The organism is Streptomyces sp. NPDC094143, assembly GCF_040303825.1.
GTDB lineage: Bacteria > Actinomycetota > Actinomycetes > Streptomycetales > Streptomycetaceae > Streptomyces.
This window is the reverse complement of the sequence record NZ_JBEOTZ010000005.1, coordinates 244,722-261,288: the sequence shown is the minus strand read 5'-3', so window position 1 is coordinate 261,288 and position 16,567 is coordinate 244,722. Positions and strand designations below refer to the sequence as shown.

The window sequence follows — 16,567 nt, the reverse complement described above, 5'->3', positions numbered from 1 at the left end:
GATCGCTCTCACGGGCTGTACTGTGGACTGAGGGTGCTGGCGTCGGTTTTGTTCCGTGGACTAGGTTGTGGGGGTGACTACCGGGACGGCATCACGCCACACACGGATCGGTGACCCGGTGCTCTTCTGAGCGCCGTACGGGCCAGTGCGAGCCCGCTGTTCGGTCGAGGATCTTGCGCTGCCGCGCGGGCTCCTCCCCCGTCGTGTTGATCACAGGACACATCAACCACGACAGGAGAGTTCATGCCCACCAGGATGCTGCAGATTCCCACCGCGGACGGCCAGGCCGATGCTGTCGCCGCCTTCCCCGACGACGGCAGACGGCACCCGGGGGTGCTGCTGTATACAGACGGTTTCGGTATCCGGCCCGTGCTGCGGAAGATGGCCCGCGAACTGGCCGACCACGGGTACTACGTGCTCGTCCCCAACTTCCTCTACCGGCACGGCCCGGCACCTGTGGTCGAGCTACCCGAGCACATCGGAGAAGCGGCCCGGATCGCGATCATGGGTCGGCTGATGCCCCTGATTGAGGCGCACACCATCGAACAGACCCTGCGCGACGCCGATGCCTACCTCAGCTTCCTCACCACCCAGGCCGAGGTCGGCTCCGGACCCGTCGCGGTGACCGGCTACTGCATAGGCGGCCTCCTGGCGGTGCGCACCGCTGCGGCCTACCCCGGCGAGGTGGCTGCCCTCGCCGGATTCCATGCTCCCGTGGGCGCCGCCGGGCCCGACAGCCTGCGCCGCCTCACCGCCCAGGTCCACTTCGGCCACGCCGAAACGGACTTGACGCCCGAGGCCCTCGGCAAGCTCAACCAGTCCCTGGATGCCGCGGGTGCCGACTACACCTCTGAGATCTACCCCGACACCGTCCACGGCTTCACCATGGCCGACACCGACGCTTTCAGCCCCGCCGCACTACAGCTTCACTGGGAACGCCTGCTTTCCCTCCTCGACCGCGCTCTGGCCAACTGTTGAGGCGCGGCCCGCGGTCCGAACCTCAAGTGCACGGCTCCGCGGTCCTCCTGGGGCGTCCTGAACAGTGCTGGCAACAGCGGTCCGCACTCCACCGGTTGGCGCGGACCGCGCCCGGCCGGGTGCACGGCCGTCCCGACCCGAACCGGGTCACGCGGATACGGCCGAGGAGGACCTGGGACTGCGGGGGTCTCCATCCTGCCCGGCTGTGATCACCTGTGATCACCAGCGACATCGGTCTCTGGGCCCGCTCGACCGCCAGGTGCAGTGTGGTGGCCGGCTCGCCCCGCGAGCGCCCGAGCCCTCGTGCGGCCTTGACGCCCTGCCGGCGCCCTACGTCCCGTTCGGCCTCCTGATCGTCCGCCAGCGTGGTGCCTCGTCATCCGGGACGTCCGGAGAAGCGAAGTGAAAGGGCACGCCAAGGTGGGCGGCCAGCGCCCGGCCTGCCTTGACGGCGGCAGTGCCCGGCGGCGAGCCGCCAGGACGCTGGTAGATGGTCGCCGAGTGGCTCTCGCCGTCTGGCGAGGGACCTGGTATCGCGCGTGGACCACCCTCTGGGCCTCGTGTAGACCTACCCCCAGCGGTTGCAATGCCTCCCAGACGGACTTGACCGCCAACAGCCGGCGACCGCGCAGCACGTCCGCGTCTACCTCCCGGCGGGTCCGTTCATCCAAGTAGGCCCACCCAAGGGGCGACCGTCATCAGCTGTCCGCGCGTTGTAGTCAGCCAGCATGGCCAGCGCGCTGCCGACTTCGAGCTGGGACATGCTGCCCGACAGAGCCGTGAACTGGTACGGAGGCAGGTCGGCCACCGGCCAGACAGGCAAGTCAAGGGTGTCCGGGGTCTCCAGGACGGTATCCACGATGAGCAAGGGGCCATTCTCACTTCGGGCGGTCCAGCCCGCACGGCATTTTCTTCCGGGATTCATCACGTCAGGGCATCGCGTGATCACAGTCGCGGTCCAGTTCGAGTTGCCGAGTCATCCTTGAGGGCACGGGTCCGGTGATGAGCTCCGGAAGGCCTGAACGGTGGTCTTGCCGAGAAGGCGAGCAGCGTCAGTCTGTCAGCGCTGTCCGTACCAGGGGTTGGGTGGTAGACGACGAGTGTCTGTCCCGCCGCGCCGTCGACGCTCAGCCGCTCCCGGTTCAACCACAGTTCACCGACCTGAGGATGGTCGATGCGCTTGGGTGAGCCTTCGCACGCCACCACGTCGTGGCGGGCCCAGAGTCGGCTGAAGAGGGGGCTGGCGAGCGAGAGTTCGCCGACCAGTTCGATACACCGGGGATCGTCCGTGTCGGCGCCGATGGACCGGCGGAAACCGGCGACCATGCCCGCGGCGGCCTGCTCCCAGCCCGGGTACAGGGCCTGCTCGGCGGGGTCGAGGAAGAGGCTGCGCAGACGGTTGGTGCCCGCTGTGAAGCGCGGTGACAGGGCCGCGGCCGGCCGGTTGGCGGTGAGGACGTCGAAATAGCGGCCCTCGACGAGTGCAGGGAGTGGAAGCGTGGCGACGAGTTGCGCGACGCCCTGCGGAACGGTCTCCTTCGCGGGCCGGCGCCGACGCCGTCGGGGACGATCCGCACCGAGAGCGAGCAGGTGCTCCGTCGCATCGTCGTCCAGGAGCAGCACACGGGCGAGGGACTCCAGCACCTGTACCGAGGGGTTGCGGTCGCGGCCCTGCTCCAGGCGCAGGTAGTAGTCGACGCTGATGCCGGCGAGCATGGCGACCTCCTCCCTGCGCAGGCCCGGCACCCGACGCACTCCCACGACGGGCACACCGGCCTGCTCGGGAGTGACGAGCTCACGGCGGGCTCGCACGTAGTCACCCAGGAGATTCGGTTCGCCGGTCATGACCCCACGGTAGTTCGGGCGGTCGCGCGTCCGGGTGGCCCTGTCACCCCCAGGATCGCCAAGGCCCTGGCTCTCCCGGTACCGCCACGGCAACGTTGCCGCCGGCCCACCCGGTCACTCCCTCCCGCGGCAGCGGGCGCGGTCCGGCCGGGCCGGACGACACACGTCTGGTCCGAAAGCCCCGACGGCTCTGCGCAGGGCTTCGGCCGGACCGGACGGTCGACCCTTCCCTTCACCCCTGCGGCCCCGACAGCGGGCCGGCGCAGCAAGGAGCACTCCATGTCGACGTTCCTCCTGGTCCACGGCGCCTGGCACAGTGGCAGGTGCTGGGAGCGGGTGGTTCCGCTGCTGACGGCGGCGGGCCACCGCGTGTTCACACCCTCGCTCACCGGCTACGGCGACACGGCGCATCCGGCCGGCCCCGACGTGGGGCTCGACACGCACGTCGAGGACGTCGTCGCGCTGATCATCGAGGAGGGCCTGACCGAGGTGATTCTCGTCGGGCACAGTTACGCCGGGCTGGTGATCTCGTCCGTGGCCAACGATGTCTCGGACCGGATCGCGCAGTTGGTCTACCTCGACGCGATGGTCCCCGAGGACGGCGAGACAGCGGTCGACGTCATGCCGGTCACCCAGCACCTGATCGACCTCGCCCTACGATCGGAGAGCGGCTGGCGGGTGCCGCCCCCGCCCGAGATGCCGCCGCCCGTCGGCCTGTTCGGCGTGACCGACCCGGACGATGTCGCGTGGCTGCGCACCATGCTGTCGGACCAGCCGGTGAACTGCCTGCGGCAACCGGTTCGGTTGAACGAGCCGGCCGCGAGAAGGATCCCGCGTACGCACATCCACTGCACCGTCCTGCCGGAGGGGTTCGTCCGGCGTCCCGTACCCGAGATCCAGCCCAACGGCACCCCGGCGCGGGTCTGGGAGCTGACGACCGGCCATGACTGCATGATCACCACACCGGCCGAACTAGCCGACCTTCTGCTCCGGCTGGCCTGATCCCCCGTGCGCCGTACGCCCCTCACCGGCTTGCGAGTCGACACGATGCCGTGCATGCGAGCACGGCACGGGTCGGCTCCAAGGGCGACCGAGTCCACTCCACCTCGATATTGTCTGACCTCGCGTCAGCGGACGGTTCCGCGTGCACCGACGAGCAAAGGACGCCTCCCTCAGCTTCCGTTCGCCGCCGAATGCTGCGGCTGCCGTGCCTGGTCGCGGAGCTATGCGGGCGACCACGTCGACGGTGGGTACGTCCCGGCGAGCCTTGGCCGAACAGGTCCGGCCATCGTCATCTGGTCAACCGAGGTGACGTCGCGGATCAGCGGCGGGTCAGGCGGGTGAGAGTGACCCCGTTGGGGAAGGCGGTGCGCTCGGCGGCTTCGAAGACGGTGGGGTCGAAGGCGCCGTCGACTACCGGGACGCCGGTACCGGCGACGACCGGATAGGTCTTGATCAGCAGCTCGTCGATCTCGGGCAGCAGCGCGCCCGCGAGTTGGCCGCCGCCGCAGAGCCAGATGTCCAGGCCGGTGCCCACCTCGCCCTTGAGTTCACGGACCAGGGCGAGTGGGTCGCTCGGCACGACGGCGACAGCCGGGTCGGTGTCCGGCTTGAGGGTGCTGGACACGACGTAATGGCGCAGGTGCGCGTAGGGGCTGGTGATTCCGTTGTCGAACGCGGGGCGGTAGGCGCCCAGGCCCATGACGACCGTGTCGAAACGCCGGTTGGGTGCGTCGGTGACGCCGGCAGCCCCGCGGTAAGCGGTCGGGACGGTCTCCGGGTACAGCGCGTTCATCCAGGTCAAGTAGGCGGCGGCCTGCTGCTCATCGCCCTGCGGAAAGAAGTCGAACTCTCCGCCGGGGCCGGCGATGCGGCCGTCGAGCGAGACGCCCACGTAGTACACGAGCTTTCGCATGGGGACCTCCAGTTGTACTCTGCTTGAAGTGGTTTGAACGTAGTACTACACCTGGAGTGGTGTCAATGGTGAGACGGAACGACCAGCGGCGCGCGGCACTCGTCGACGCGGCGATCGAGGTGCTGGCCCGGGAAGGCGCACGCGGCCTGACCTTCCGGGCCGTGGATGCCGAGGCCGGCGTTCCCGTCGGCACGGCGTCCAACTATTTCGCCAGCCGCGACGACCTGCTGACTCAGACCGGCGCCCGGGTCTACGAGCGACTCCAGCCCGATGAGGCCACGATCGCCCGCCAGCAGGCGGCCGACCGCGACCGGGAGACCTACGCTGTGCTGATGCGCGAACTCGTCGGCCGCATCGCCTCGTTCCGCACCGGTTACCTCGCGCTGCTGGAACTCCGCCTTGAGGCCACCCGCCGCCCCGAACTGCGCAAGGTCCTCACCGAGCGGGTCCGAGCCGACATCGACGCCAACGTCGCCTATCACGAGGCCTCGGGCCTCCCTGGCGACGCCATGGCCGTCAAACTGCTCATCCTGACGCTGAACTGGCTGATCGTCGAACAGCTCACGCTGCCGGACGTCTTCACCGAGGCAGAGCGTGAGCAACTGGTGAGGGCCGCTGTGGAGCGCATCGTGGCGGCGGAGTAGATGACTTGGGCCCAGAGGTGACGCTGCCACCTTCAAGGGCATCATCCCGGTGCTCTTCGGGCCGCGCCCGCGAGACTCGGGGATCGGATGAAGGTGGGGCGCCCTCGCGCGGAAGGACGCCCACGGAGTGGAGCCGGCTCGTCACCTGGCTCCACTCCGTAGTCGCGGGTGGGTCACTGGAACTGGGCGAAGAACCTCCAGATCTCTGCTTTGGTCCAGGTGGCGACGCCGCTCTCGCCGGAGGAGCCGTCGACCGGACCGGGGATGTGGTCTCCGTCGAACGCGGCCCACTGGACCGGGTATCCGGCGCGGCAGCCCGAGTAGATGGTGGTGATGTGCGTGCGGCTGCCCGGCGCGGGCTCGCGCGGGCTCTGGGCGGTGCAGCCGTTGTTGGCGACGAACCTGTCACGCAGGGACCGTCCCTGCGCTATGCCGAGGACGGAATCGCTGATGCCGTGGATCCCGAAGTAGGCGATGGGCTGGGTGCCGCCGCTGCACCCGCTGATCTGAGCGCCGGCGATGACGGCGACTGCCCTGAAGACGTTCGCCCGGCTGCACGCGAGTGCGTAACTCATGCCGCCGCCCCAGCTGAATCCCGTGGCGAAGCGCTGTGCCGGGTTGACACAGAGGCCGCCCTCGATGCGCCGGATCATGTCGTCGACGAAGGTGACGTCCTCACCGCCCTGGTTGGCCCAGCCGTTGCCGAGGCCCTGGGGGGCGACGAGGATCGCGCTGTTGTTCGCCTGTTCCTGTTGGCCGTAGTAGGACCAAGCGCTGCCGCTCGTGCCACCCGAGGCGACGTCGGCGGCGGTTCCGCCCCGCCAGTGGAAGGCGAAGATCAGCCGGTAGGGGTGGCGGTTGTCGTAGTTGGCGGGAACCCTGAGGATGAAGCTTCGGCTCTTGCCGCCGCTCTGCAAGGTGTGCGTACCGCTCGTCAGAGCCGGGGCGCTGCCGCAGCCGCCTGCTCCATCGGACGACAGTTTCACCAGCTGCCATTGCTGGTTGGCACCGCCCCAGTCGGAGTACTGGACGATGTTGCCGCCATCGGCGGTGGACGCGCCCTGCACCTCCACCGCCTTGCCACTGGTGCGGTTGATCAGCCGGACGTGACCCGCGTCGGAGTCGGCCAGGCGGAACTGCTGGTTGGCCCCGTTGTGATCGGCCCACTGCTGGATCGCCGCGCCGTCTGCGGTCGAGGCGCCGGCCACGTCGAGCACCTTGCCCGAGTGCCGGGCCTTGAGGCGGTAGAAGCCGCCGCCGGAGTCCACGAACCGCCACTGCTGGTGGGCTCCGTCGCCGCGCGTCCACTGACCGGCCCGCGCGCCGTCGGCGCTGGACGCGCCGGGGACCTCCAGCGCCTTGCCGCTGTTGCGGTTCACCAGGACGTACCAGGCGTCGGTTTCCACCGTCGCCGCCTCGGCGGGCGTCGGTTTCACCGCGGTGAGCATGCCGATCGCGAGGGTCGCCGCCACCACGGCGGCGACCCGGGACCACCAGCGATGCCTTCGCGGAGCGGCGAGCAAAGCCGCACCGGAGGCCGTCATCGATGCACCCTTCGTTCGTGGCCGGCCATGTCAGGTGCGGGTCCAGCGCTGGTTGCTGCCGTTGGAGCAGGAGTGAAGCTGGATCAGGGTGCCGTTGGCGGTGCCGCCCCCGGCGGCGTCGAGGCAGAGGCCCGACTGGACACCGACGATGGATCCGTCGGAGTTGAGGCGCCACTTCTGGTTGTCGCCACCCCAGCAGCTGTAGATCTGCACCTTGGTGCCGCTGGCGGTACCGGCGGCGTCCAGGCACTTGTTGCCGTAGACCTTGAACTCACCGGCGGACGTGTACGTCCACTGCTGATGGGTGCCGTTGTGGCAGTCCCACAGCTGGAGCTGGGTGCCGTCGGTGGTACTGCCGTTGGGCACGTCCAGGCAGCGGCCCGACCCGACGCCCTTGACCTGTCCGGCATCCGTGGGGGGCGTGGTGGTACCGCCGTTGAGTGCGTTGAGGACGGCGGTGTAGGCGGGCTTCTTGCTGCCGTCGCCGTTGAACAGCAGCGGCGTCTGCTCCGCTCGCCAGGAGTCGGTGTCGCGCACACCCCAGACGGTGATGCCGAGGCAACGCGGGACGGCCAGGCAGTCGTTGACCACGTTGGCGTAGGTCGAGGCGGGGGCGCCCTGGATGTCGAGTTCGGTGATGGCCACGTCGACGCCGAGAGCGGCGAAGTTCTGCAGAGTGGTACGGAAGTTGCTGTTGTAGGGGCTGCCGCTGTTGAAGTGCGACTGGAAGCCGACGCAGTCGATCGGCACCCCGCGCTGCTTGAAGTCCCGGACCATGGCGTACATGGCCTGGGTCTTGGCCCAGGTCCAGTTCTCGACGTTGTAGTCGTTGTAGCAGAGCTTGGCGGCCGGGTCGGCGGCGCGCGCGGTGCGGAAGGCGACCTCGATCCAGTCATTGCCGGTGCGCTGCAGGTTGGAGTCGCGGCGTGCTCCCGAACTGCCGTCGGCGAAGGCCTCGTTCACGACGTCCCACTGGGCGATCTTGCCTTTGTAGTGGGCCATCACGCCGTTGATGTGGCCGATCATCGCCTGGCGCAGATCACTGCCGCTGAGGTTCTGCATCCAGCCGGGCTGCTGGGAGTGCCAGGCCAGGGTGTGGCCGCGCACCTGCTTGCCGTTCTGCACCGCCCAGTTGTAGACGCGGTCGGCGGCGGTGAAGTTGAACTGGCCCCGCTGCGGCTCGGTGGCGTCGATCTTCATCTCGTTCTCGGCCGTCACCGAGTTGAACTCGCGGTTCGCGATCGTCGTGTACGTCGAGTCGCCCAGCTTGCCCGAGGCGATGGCGGTGCCGAAGTAGCGGCCGCTCTGGGCCGCGGCGGCGCCGAGCGTGCTCTCGGCGGCTTGCGCGGTCGGCGGCGCGACCAGTGCGCCGACCGTACCGAGGACGCCGACGAGCAGCGCCGGCAGCAGGCCGCGGAGTCTCCGGCGGCCGAGGGGTCCGGGAAGGGCGTAGCCCATGGCTGTGCCTCCAAGGTAGATGTCACGGAAGGACTGGAGCGCAGGGGGTGCGTCGTCCGCGTCCTTTCGGCGGGGCGGACGGAGGGGGGGGCCGAAAGCCGGCGGCACGGAACCACCGGAGTGTGCAGCTGTACGTGGATCTGCCGTGCGGCATGGGTGACTCAGGGCGGACATAGTTCGACATGCCGAACTGCGCTCGGTTCCTCAGACAGGGATGATTGAGGCGAGGGTGACGGGTCGTCAACAGCTTCCGCAGAAGAAATTTCGATTCATCGATCGAAACATTCGGAAGCGGGCTGTGCCACCTAGGTGAACTCTGCGACACCGCACGTCACTTATGAACCGCTTAGCGCAGCAGCTCCCGGCCCAGAGGCGGAGGCGCTGTTTGTGGACAGTTCAGCGACAAGCCTTGACCAGAGGACCCCACATTCCTAGCTTGGGCCGTCATGGCATCCGGGAACTCCTCGAAACATTCGAGGTTTGCCGCGCTCCCGGAACGTCCGCTCCGCGATTCATCGGGACCTCACCCCACTCCCCAAGGAGGCCCTCTGATGTGGTTCCACCCCCAGTCCCCGGCCCGTCCAAGACGCTTACTCGCCGTCCTCGCGCCCTTGTTGCTCGTGGCCACCTTCCTCGGCGCCCAGCCCGCCGAGGCCGCCACCGTAGACCCCGACGCCTCGTACGTGCTGGTCAATCGCAACAGCGGCAAAGCCCTGGACGTCTACAACATGGCGACCAGTGACGGCGCCCGCATCACCCAGTGGTCCAGAAACGATCAGAGCCAGCAGCAGTGGCAGTTCGTCGACGCCGGAGGCGGCTACTACCGCATCAAATCCCGCCACTCCGGCAAGGTGCTCGACCTCCACAACTGGTCCACCGCGAACGGTGGCTCGATCGTCCAGTGGGCCGACCTGAACGCCACCAACCAGCAGTGGCGGCTGGCCGACAGCCCGGACGGCTACGTGAGGCTCATCTCGCGCCACAGCAACAAGGCCCTCGAAGTACAGGGTGCCTCCACCGCCGACAACGCCAACATCGTCCAGTACGACGACTGGGGCGGCACCAACCAGCAGTGGCAACTCGTGAAGGTCGGCGCCGACAACCCCGGCTCGTGCAGCCTTCCGTCGTCCTACCGCTGGACGTCGACCGGGGCGCTCGCGCAGCCCAAGCCGGGGTGGGTCTCGCTGAAGGACTTCACCGTCGCCCCCTACAACGGCAGGCAGCTCGTCTACGCGACGACGCACGACACGGGCACGCGATGGGGCTCGATGAACTTCGGCCCGTTCACCAACTGGTCGGAGATGGCCTCGGCCAGCCAGAACGCGATGTCGACTTCCACGGTCGCCCCGACGCTCTTCTACTTCGCGCCGAAGAACATCTGGGTGCTCGCCTACCAGTGGGGCAGGACTGCCTTCTCCTACCGGACATCGAGCGACCCCACCAACCCGAATGGCTGGTCAGCGGAGCAGGAGCTCTTCTCCGGAAGCATCGCCGGCTCCGGAACGGGCCCCATCGACCAGACGCTCATCGCTGACGGCACGAACATGTACCTGTTCTTCGCCGGCGACAACGGCAAGATCTACCGGGCCGGCATGCCCATCGGGAACTTCCCGGGCAGTTTCGGCTCGACCTCGACAGTCGTCATGAGCGATACGACGAACAACCTGTTCGAAGCGCCGCAGGTCTACAAACTGCAGGGCCAGAACCGCTACCTCATGATCGTCGAGGCGATCGGCGCGCAGGGCCACCGCTACTTCCGCTCGTTCACGGCCACCAGTCTGAACGGTTCATGGACTCCCCAGGCCGCGACCGAGAGCAACCCCTTCGCCGGCAAGGCCAACAGCGGGGCGACCTGGACCAACGACATCAGCCACGGCGAACTGCTCCGCACCAGCGCTGATCAGACCATGACCGTCGACCCCTGCCATCTGCAGTTGCTCTACCAGGGCCGCAGCCCCAGCTCCGGCGGCGACTACGGCCTCCTGCCCTACCGCCCGGGTCTGCTGACACTGCAGCGCTGACGGCGTGACGTGAGTCCGGCCTCGGCAGGGAGCCGGCAACGGGCGGGTTCGGCGAAAGGCCGAGCCCGCCCGTTCACGCGACGGCGTCGGCACTCACGCGGCGACGCGGGCTCGGGGCCGGGCCAGGGGGCGCCGCAGCGGTGCGGCGCCCCTTCTCGGGGCCGAGGCCGGCCAAGGGGCCTACCACCGTCGGCGCGGCGGGTACATGATCAACGACCCCCGTCGGCGTCCTGCTTGTGGCGCCGGTAGTAGCGGGCCACCCGCATGCGGTTGCCGCAGCGGTCGGCCGAGCACCAGCGGCGGCGCGGGTGCGCGGGGAGGAAGAGCATGACGCAGCCGTCGGCTTCGCAACGCTTGAGCCTGCCGATCGCGGGGTCGGTGAAGAGGTCTGCGGCGGCTTCGGCGAGGCGGGCGGCGAGTCGGACGCCGAGGGTGCCCGAGCGGTGGACGACGGCGGTGACGCCCGCTCCGTCCCAGGTCAGTTCGCGTACGGCGGGAGCGGCCCGCTGGGCGTCGGTGAGGGCTCGCAGGTGTGTGTCTGCGGGTTCCGCGCCGTGCAGCAGGGCATGCAGCACCGCTTCGACGTGGTCGCGGACGGCGTGCACGGGGGCCAGGTCACTCGCAGCCGGTACCGCGCCGCCTGTCTCTGTGCTCAGGCGGTCGCTTTCCAGGGCCAGCCAGGCGGCGAGCCGCTGCGGGGTGTCGAGCAGGTCAGTGCGGGCGTCGCCGTCCGCCGGACGAGTGTTGACGAGGTCGATGGCGAGGGGTTCGCCGGTCAGTGGCTCACCGTCGTTCATGCCTCTAATGCTACACCAAGCAGTTGACGCATTAGCTCAAGGACTGGTAGATCTAATGCATCATCCAGCCCAGGAGGCATGTGACATGACTACGTCCGTGGACGCGCCCTACATTTCGATCCCTGCCCGCACGGCCCACCGGTACGTCGACGTCGATGGTGTGGAGGTCTTCTACCGGGAGTCCCTGCCCGAGCGCCAAGACGCCCCGGTGCTACTGCTCCTGCACGGTTTTCCCTCCGCCTCCCACCAGTTCCGGCGCCTCATCGACAGCCTGGGCCGTCGCTACCGGCTGATCGCACCGGACTACCCCGGCTTCGGGCACACGCGCGCTCCGGAGGACTTCACCTACACCTTCGAGCGACTGGCAGACGTCGTCGAGGGTTTCACCGAGCGGCTCGGACTCGCCAGGTACGCGATGTACCTGTTCGACTTCGGCGCCCCGGTGGGCTTCCGCCTGGCGCTGCGCCACCCGGAGCGTGTGACCGCAATGGCGGTGCAGAACGGCAATGCCTACCTGGAGGCCCTGTCGGACGCGGCCCGCGCGTTCACCGCGCTCACGCCCGAGACCCCGGGCGCCGAGTCCACCATCCTCGACCTGTTCACCCTGGCCGCCACCCGCGCCCAGTACGAGGGCGGCGTCACCGACCCAGCACTCATCGCCCCGGAGGGCTGGCTGCTGGACCAGCACTTCCTGGACCTGCCCGGCCGCAAGCAGGCCCAACTGGCTCTCGCCTACGACTACAAGAGCAATCTGGCCGCCTACCCCTCCTGGCAGGCATGGCTGCGCGAGCACCGCCCGCCGACACTCATCACCTGGGGAACCGGCGACCCGTTCTTCCTCGAATCAGGCGCCCGCGCCTACCTGAACGACGTCCCCGAAGCGGAACTGCACCTCTTCCGCACCGGCCACTTCGCCCTGGAGGACCACCTCCCGGACATCGCCCCGCTCATCGCCCGTCTCCTGGACCGCATCCCGGCCTGACCGGCCACGACGACAAGGGGTCAGATCGTGGCCGAGCTGATCAGGTGCCAGGACTATCCGGTGAGTGTCGACTACGGCGGATGGGCCCTGCAGGACTTCGACGACTCACAGGTTCCTGTGCTGTTCCCCGAGGGTTATGAGAGCGGCGTCTTCCTCACCGCCCACCCCGGCCGCCTTGATTTCCACAGCGCCGGGCACACCCACACCGCGTCTGTGACGGTGGAGATCTGGGACGGGGAGCCCCCGGTGCCCGCGGGAAAGTGGGACGAGATCGCTCTGGCCGGCATCGCTTGTTCCTCGGGCAAGTTGCGCGCCAGGGGAATGGCAGCGGGACCGATGCCGGAGGCGATCGAGTTGTCGGACGGGCCCGGCGTCTGGGCGGTACGAGTCGTCTGCACAGGCCGTGAGGCGGTGGCCGCGCAGACCCAGCACGGTGTGGTGCACGGAGTCGAGCGCTACATCGCGCAGTTCTGGCCGGGCACCTGAGCTGCCGGGCGGCGGCTCGCATCGCCCGAGCTTCCCTCGTCCCACCCGCAGACGGTTGATACCCGACATGCCCCGCAGGTCGCTTGTCGGCCAGGTTTCGGCTATGGCACCTGTCGCCCGGTCCACCGACAATCGGGGGATGACGTCGCCATCCACGATGAGACGCTGGGAAAACTGGGGCAGGGGCCGCGACTGGGTCCTCGGACGGGCCCTGGGGCCGTACGCCGTCGCGCGCCTGGCACGCCAGTTGCACCGGGACAGAGGCTCGCTCGCCGCCGGGAGCCTGGTGCGGATCGCGGCCAGCGCCTCACAACCGGTGGCCGGCAAGGCCTTCGACGCTCTGGTCGCCGCATGCGAGGAGCCCCGGGCGGCAGGGGAAGTGTTCTGTCAAAGCCTGTTGCAGTGCGGAGGCAGGCGGAACACGGGTGACGACCGGGGGTGGACAGCCGTGGCAGCGCCTCTGCTGCTGGGTGGCGGGCCGCCGCCCCGGCTGATCCGGTTCCTCGACGGTGAGCCGGGTGGAGACCATGAGTGGACCCGGCCGGAGGGCATCGTCAAGCACCTGATGATGCTCCTGTCCGACTCACCCCAACGCCCCGACCTGCTGCGGTTCCTGTCGGCCACGGACCAGCCACTGATCCTCGCCGCCCTGGCGGCACGGTGGGACGACGGTGGCTTCCTGCCCGGGGCGTTTGTGACGGAGGTGAGCATCGCCAACCCGCATCTCGACCCGGCGACCCCGCCGGGCGCCACCGGCGGCGTCCTGCTGGCGGTGGCGAAGGACCGGCCCGACCTCATCGACCTCACCCGCCCCGGCACGGTCGACGCCGTGCTGAGCGGCACACGGATAGCGAGCGCCGATCTGACCGAGAAGTACAGGCGGGTCCTGCGGGAGCTGCCCGAGGGCGTGGCACGAGAGCGTCTGTGTGAGATCGCCTGCTCCCGGCTGCCCGGCTACGAGGAGGCCGTCGCAGCGGCGATCGACGCGGGGTACGCGCCGGAGGGACGGCGAGAGCGCGCCGTGTTCTACTTCCTGACCGAGCAGTGGGAGAAGTACGACGCGGTCGACCCGGATGGGGAGCTGGTGTACGCCGCCTATCTCGACGTTCACCACTCCCCCGATCTCAGTGCCCACAGCCGGACCTGGCAGCTCATCGACACCGCCCGGCGCAACGGGCGACCGGACCCCGCCGCGCGTTACCTGCGGGAAAACCCGATACCCGAACGCCCGGAACGGGACCGGCCGCACCGCTCCGGAGGCGGCTACAGCAGCGACTACGGCGGTGGTGGTGACTATGGGGGCGGCTGGACGGGTGGGTCCTTTCACACCTGAGCCGCCTGCCCGTGCCCGTCCGAGCGGAGGCAGCGGACCCGGGAGTTCATTGGATCAGGTCGGTGTGTGGGTGCTCCGGAGAGGTCGGGCAGACGTAGAGCTGCATGTTGTCGGTGCTGCCTACTTCGACCTTGGTCGGCTGCGACGGGTCCTGGCCGGCGCGGTGACTGGGTGCGTAGGCGGCCTCTCGTTCTTCGCATGGTGCCCAGCCGCGCGTGGCACCGTCCCATTCGAAGGAGGCGACGGTCAGCAGCGGGACCATCCGGGCGTCGCAGACGGCGCAGAAGCGGGGGTACGGGTCGGTGCGGCCCCACGGGGGCCAACCGCCGGCCTTCCAGCCGGGAGCGTCCGCCAGATTGCCGTCGTAGAACTCCGCCGGATAGTCCGCGTACGAGCTGTCCACGTCGGCACCGGCTGCCTGCCACCTGCTCCAGTCCCCCACCGCCAGCTTCAACTCCGGGCTCAGATCGAGGCTGTTGGGATACTCGGTGATGGCTTCCGGTGCCAGCAGGCACGGCTCGGGCACATAGCCGTCCCAGTCGGCCTCGTACGGATCCGGCGGCAGGGCCAAGACCTCGCCGACGTCCGCGGCGGACCGCCAGAACAGCCGGGTCGCGGGCTTGGCATCCGGTTCGTGGTCGTAGGGGCACCACAGCACCTGGAGCACGTCGGCCTGCCCGGGTGGCCGCAGGAGGGGGACGTCTCGCACGTACAGCTGGGCGATGGGCAGCATGGGGACGGGGCTTTCCGCGGGCCAGGGAGGTCCGGCTTCGAGTCGCTCCATGAACGTCGCGGCGTTGCGGGCATGGATCTCCGCCTCCTCCGGCGTGTACTCCGGCCCTTTCGGATCGCGGTGGAGCCGGGCGAGTCTGCGCCTCTCCAGTCGTATCTCCGCCGGCGACTTGCACCGCCCGGTGCCCCGGTGTGTGGCTTCGCAGTGCGGCCATGGCTCGCCGGCGGGCCACAGCAACGGGCCACCCACGGAGCTGTCCCGTACCGAGGGCGACCCGGGACGGGGATGCAGCCGAACCGCGGCACGCGCGAAGGGGGTCAGTTCGGGGAAGACCGCGGTCACGTCGACGGGCCGCGGCGGAGTGGTACGGACGAATGCCATGCCGGTGATCCTGCCACCAGCCACTGACAACCCGTGACCGCCTCAGCCGGCGTCGGAGGCGTCCGGGGCGCCGGTGCCGGGCCGGCTGGAAGGGGCCGGCTCGATCTCTCCCGCGAAGACGATGATCTGGTCGATGAGGTTCCGCCGGAGGTGGACGACGTCCGTTCCCGCCAGGCGGGGGCCTCCGTCCGGCACGGTGAAGACCCACCGGTAACGGGCCCACTCGTCCGGCATGGACCGGGAGGCGCCGCCTACGCCGCTGCCACCGGCAGCACGGCCACAGGCCGCCGTCCAGGGTGGGCGAGGGCCGCAAGGAGGCGTCTGATACGGGCTGGTGCCCGACCCGCATTCCGCGGATCGGGCACCAGTCGCTCCTCCTAGGCGTCGCTTCGGCTCACCTCTTCGCGCGGCGGGATGCCAGCCACACCACTACGGCGCCCGCGGCGGCCGCCAGCAGCAGGGTGCGGTTGTCCCGCGCCAGTTGTGCTCCCTGGGCCGCCTTGTGCCGCACCGGCTCGGGCGCCTTCTCCTGGAGCAGGTGCGTGGCCTGAGCGGCCTTGGCCCGGGCCTGCTCGGCGGCCTGAGCAGCCTTGTCCTTCACCGGATCGGGAAGCTTGTCCTGCACGAGGGACGCGCTCTGAGCGGCCTTGGCCTTCAGCTCACCGGCCTTGACGGTGGCCTGCTCCCTCAGCTCCCCGGCCTTGGTGGCGGCCTGCTCCTTCAGCTCCCCGGCCTTGACGGTGGCCTGCTCCTTCAACTCCCCAGCCCTGGTGGCGGCCTGCTGCTTGACCTCGGCCGCCTTGTCCTGGGCGCGGGCCTTGACGTCGGCCTTGGCCGCGAGCGCCTCGACCGTCTGCCCGAGTTCCTGGCGGGTGCCCTCGACCTGCTCGCGCAGTTGCTCGGGGCTGGAAGCGGTCTGCTCGTCGTGGGGCGGCTGAGTCATCGCTGTGCACTCTCCTTGATCTCGGCCACGTCGGCCTTCACACTGTCGATCGTCTTCTCAGGCGTGGGCGGTGCGCCCTGCTGGACCTGCTTCTTGCCGCTCAGGGCCATCACCGCGGCGATCACGCCCAGCACCGCGGTGACGATCAGAGCGGCGGCCCACACCGGCAGCGGCACCGCCAGCGCAGCGATCGCGGTGACGACCAGCGCCTCCAGCGTCAGGAAGCCGAGCACTCCGGCACCGCCGAACAGCCCGCCGCCCTTGCCGTAGCGCTTGCCCTTCTCCTTCATCTCCGCCTGTGCCAGGCGCAGTTCGCCGCGCACCAGCTCTGTCAGCTGCTGCGACGCCCGCTGCACCAGTTCGCTCACCGGCTCGTCGCTGTGGTGTGCACTGCCGCGGCCGGGGTCGGCAGGGGGTGGCTGCATGGTCGACACGACGATCACCTCCCAACTCTCTCCTTCGTTGCGGATCCACGCCGTCGGGCCGTTCCGCGGCCGGTGGGCGTGG

15 protein-coding genes and 1 pseudogene are annotated in these 16,567 nt (G+C 69.3%); 7 read left to right on the top strand and 9 right to left on the bottom strand.

Annotated features, from left to right (window positions below; genetic code table 11):
- The first annotated feature begins 243 nt into the window (after positions 1-243).
- Positions 244-978 (top strand): dienelactone hydrolase family protein, encoded by a 735-nt coding sequence (locus tag ABTZ58_RS09290; RefSeq protein WP_351352520.1) that lies wholly within the window; start codon positions 244-246, stop codon positions 976-978.
- Positions 979-1,923: 945 nt separating this feature from the next.
- Here the strand turns inward: ABTZ58_RS09290 and ABTZ58_RS09285 are convergent.
- Entirely contained in the window at positions 1,924-2,823 is a 900-nt protein-coding gene (locus tag ABTZ58_RS09285) for a helix-turn-helix domain-containing protein (protein WP_351352517.1), read from the bottom strand.
- Positions 2,824-3,102: 279 nt separating this feature from the next.
- On the opposite strand from ABTZ58_RS09285, the gene ABTZ58_RS09280 reads away from it, so the two are divergent.
- Positions 3,103-3,825 carry an alpha/beta hydrolase gene (locus ABTZ58_RS09280; RefSeq protein WP_351352514.1) on the top strand — a complete coding sequence of 241 codons (723 nt, stop codon included), beginning with the start codon at positions 3,103-3,105 and terminating at the stop codon, positions 3,823-3,825.
- Positions 3,826-4,144: 319 nt separating this feature from the next.
- Here the strand turns inward: ABTZ58_RS09280 and ABTZ58_RS09275 are convergent, their stop codons facing one another.
- Positions 4,145-4,738, bottom strand: a complete 594-nt coding sequence (locus ABTZ58_RS09275; protein ID WP_351352511.1) for a dihydrofolate reductase family protein — start codon at positions 4,736-4,738, stop codon at positions 4,145-4,147.
- Positions 4,739-4,803: 65 nt separating this feature from the next.
- On the opposite strand from ABTZ58_RS09275, the gene ABTZ58_RS09270 reads away from it, so the two are divergent.
- Entirely contained in the window at positions 4,804-5,382 is a 579-nt protein-coding gene (locus ABTZ58_RS09270) for a TetR/AcrR family transcriptional regulator (protein ID WP_351352508.1), read from the top strand.
- Positions 5,383-5,555: 173 nt separating this feature from the next.
- Here ABTZ58_RS09270 and ABTZ58_RS09265 read toward each other — a convergent pair whose 3' ends face one another.
- Both ABTZ58_RS09265 and ABTZ58_RS09260 read right to left on the bottom strand, forming a co-directional pair.
- A complete protein-coding gene (locus ABTZ58_RS09265; protein WP_351352736.1) occupies positions 5,556-6,857 on the bottom strand; it encodes an RICIN domain-containing protein in 1,302 nt (433 codons plus the stop codon).
- Positions 6,858-6,956: 99 nt separating this feature from the next.
- Positions 6,957-8,384 carry an endo-1,4-beta-xylanase gene (locus ABTZ58_RS09260; RefSeq protein ID WP_351352505.1) on the bottom strand — a complete coding sequence of 476 codons (1,428 nt, stop codon included), beginning with the start codon at positions 8,382-8,384 and terminating at the stop codon, positions 6,957-6,959.
- Positions 8,385-8,935: 551 nt separating this feature from the next.
- On the opposite strand from ABTZ58_RS09260, the gene ABTZ58_RS09255 reads away from it, so the two are divergent.
- Positions 8,936-10,405, top strand: a complete 1,470-nt coding sequence (locus ABTZ58_RS09255) for a non-reducing end alpha-L-arabinofuranosidase family hydrolase (RefSeq protein WP_351352502.1) — start codon at positions 8,936-8,938, stop codon at positions 10,403-10,405.
- Between the two features lie 209 nt (positions 10,406-10,614).
- On the opposite strand, the gene ABTZ58_RS09250 is transcribed toward ABTZ58_RS09255, so the two are convergent.
- A complete protein-coding gene (locus ABTZ58_RS09250) occupies positions 10,615-11,202 on the bottom strand; it encodes a CGNR zinc finger domain-containing protein (protein ID WP_351352499.1) in 588 nt (195 codons plus the stop codon).
- Between the two features lie 85 nt (positions 11,203-11,287).
- On the opposite strand from ABTZ58_RS09250, the gene ABTZ58_RS09245 reads away from it, so the two are divergent.
- The 3 genes from ABTZ58_RS09245 to ABTZ58_RS09235 all read left to right on the top strand — a co-directional run bounded on the left by ABTZ58_RS09245 (position 11,288) and on the right by ABTZ58_RS09235 (position 14,003).
- Positions 11,288-12,184 carry an alpha/beta fold hydrolase gene (locus ABTZ58_RS09245; RefSeq protein ID WP_351352496.1) on the top strand — a complete coding sequence of 299 codons (897 nt, stop codon included), beginning with the start codon at positions 11,288-11,290 and terminating at the stop codon, positions 12,182-12,184.
- Positions 12,185-12,211: 27 nt separating this feature from the next.
- Positions 12,212-12,670: a hypothetical protein gene (locus tag ABTZ58_RS09240; protein WP_351352493.1), complete on the top strand. Its 459-nt coding sequence runs from the start codon at positions 12,212-12,214 to the stop codon at positions 12,668-12,670.
- 448 nt (positions 12,671-13,118) lie between these two features.
- Positions 13,119-14,003, top strand: a complete 885-nt coding sequence (locus ABTZ58_RS09235) for a hypothetical protein (RefSeq protein ID WP_351352490.1) — start codon at positions 13,119-13,121, stop codon at positions 14,001-14,003.
- Between the two features lie 46 nt (positions 14,004-14,049).
- Here ABTZ58_RS09235 and ABTZ58_RS09230 read toward each other — a convergent pair whose 3' ends face one another.
- The 4 genes and pseudogenes from ABTZ58_RS09230 to ABTZ58_RS09215 form a co-directional block, all read right to left on the bottom strand.
- A complete protein-coding gene (locus tag ABTZ58_RS09230; RefSeq protein WP_351352487.1) occupies positions 14,050-15,117 on the bottom strand; it encodes a hypothetical protein in 1,068 nt (355 codons plus the stop codon).
- A 42-nt stretch (positions 15,118-15,159) separates the two neighbouring features.
- A pseudogene (locus ABTZ58_RS09225) lies at positions 15,160-15,354 on the bottom strand (hypothetical protein); the annotation flags it as partial.
- Between the two features lie 157 nt (positions 15,355-15,511).
- On the bottom strand, positions 15,512-16,060 hold the full coding sequence (locus ABTZ58_RS09220; RefSeq protein ID WP_351352484.1) for a DUF3618 domain-containing protein: 549 nt from the start codon (positions 16,058-16,060) through the stop codon (positions 15,512-15,514).
- Positions 16,057-16,485 carry a phage holin family protein gene (locus ABTZ58_RS09215; RefSeq protein WP_351352733.1) on the bottom strand — a complete coding sequence of 143 codons (429 nt, stop codon included), beginning with the start codon at positions 16,483-16,485 and terminating at the stop codon, positions 16,057-16,059. Before ABTZ58_RS09215 ends, ABTZ58_RS09220 begins: the two co-directional genes overlap by 4 nt.
- Between the last annotated feature and the right edge of the window lie 82 nt (positions 16,486-16,567).

Bases quoted from the DNA above. Each gene is read 5' to 3' on its own strand.
- ABTZ58_RS09290 (WP_351352520.1), top strand. From the start codon at position 244: ATGCCCACCAGGATGCTGCAGATTCCCACCGCGGACGGCCAGGCCGAT.
- ABTZ58_RS09285 (WP_351352517.1), bottom strand. From the start codon at position 2,823: ATGACCGGCGAACCGAATCTCCTGGGTGACTACGTGCGAGCCCGCCGT.
- ABTZ58_RS09280 (WP_351352514.1), top strand. From the start codon at position 3,103: ATGTCGACGTTCCTCCTGGTCCACGGCGCCTGGCACAGTGGCAGGTGC.
- ABTZ58_RS09275 (WP_351352511.1), bottom strand. From the start codon at position 4,738: ATGCGAAAGCTCGTGTACTACGTGGGCGTCTCGCTCGACGGCCGCATC.
- ABTZ58_RS09270 (WP_351352508.1), top strand. From the start codon at position 4,804: ATGGTGAGACGGAACGACCAGCGGCGCGCGGCACTCGTCGACGCGGCG.
- ABTZ58_RS09260 (WP_351352505.1), bottom strand. From the start codon at position 8,384: ATGGGCTACGCCCTTCCCGGACCCCTCGGCCGCCGGAGACTCCGCGGC.
- ABTZ58_RS09255 (WP_351352502.1), top strand. From the start codon at position 8,936: ATGTGGTTCCACCCCCAGTCCCCGGCCCGTCCAAGACGCTTACTCGCC.
- ABTZ58_RS09250 (WP_351352499.1), bottom strand. From the start codon at position 11,202: ATGAACGACGGTGAGCCACTGACCGGCGAACCCCTCGCCATCGACCTC.
- ABTZ58_RS09245 (WP_351352496.1), top strand. From the start codon at position 11,288: ATGACTACGTCCGTGGACGCGCCCTACATTTCGATCCCTGCCCGCACG.
- ABTZ58_RS09230 (WP_351352487.1), bottom strand. From the start codon at position 15,117: ATGGCATTCGTCCGTACCACTCCGCCGCGGCCCGTCGACGTGACCGCG.
- ABTZ58_RS09220 (WP_351352484.1), bottom strand. From the start codon at position 16,060: ATGACTCAGCCGCCCCACGACGAGCAGACCGCTTCCAGCCCCGAGCAA.
- ABTZ58_RS09215 (WP_351352733.1), bottom strand. From the start codon at position 16,485: ATGCAGCCACCCCCTGCCGACCCCGGCCGCGGCAGTGCACACCACAGC.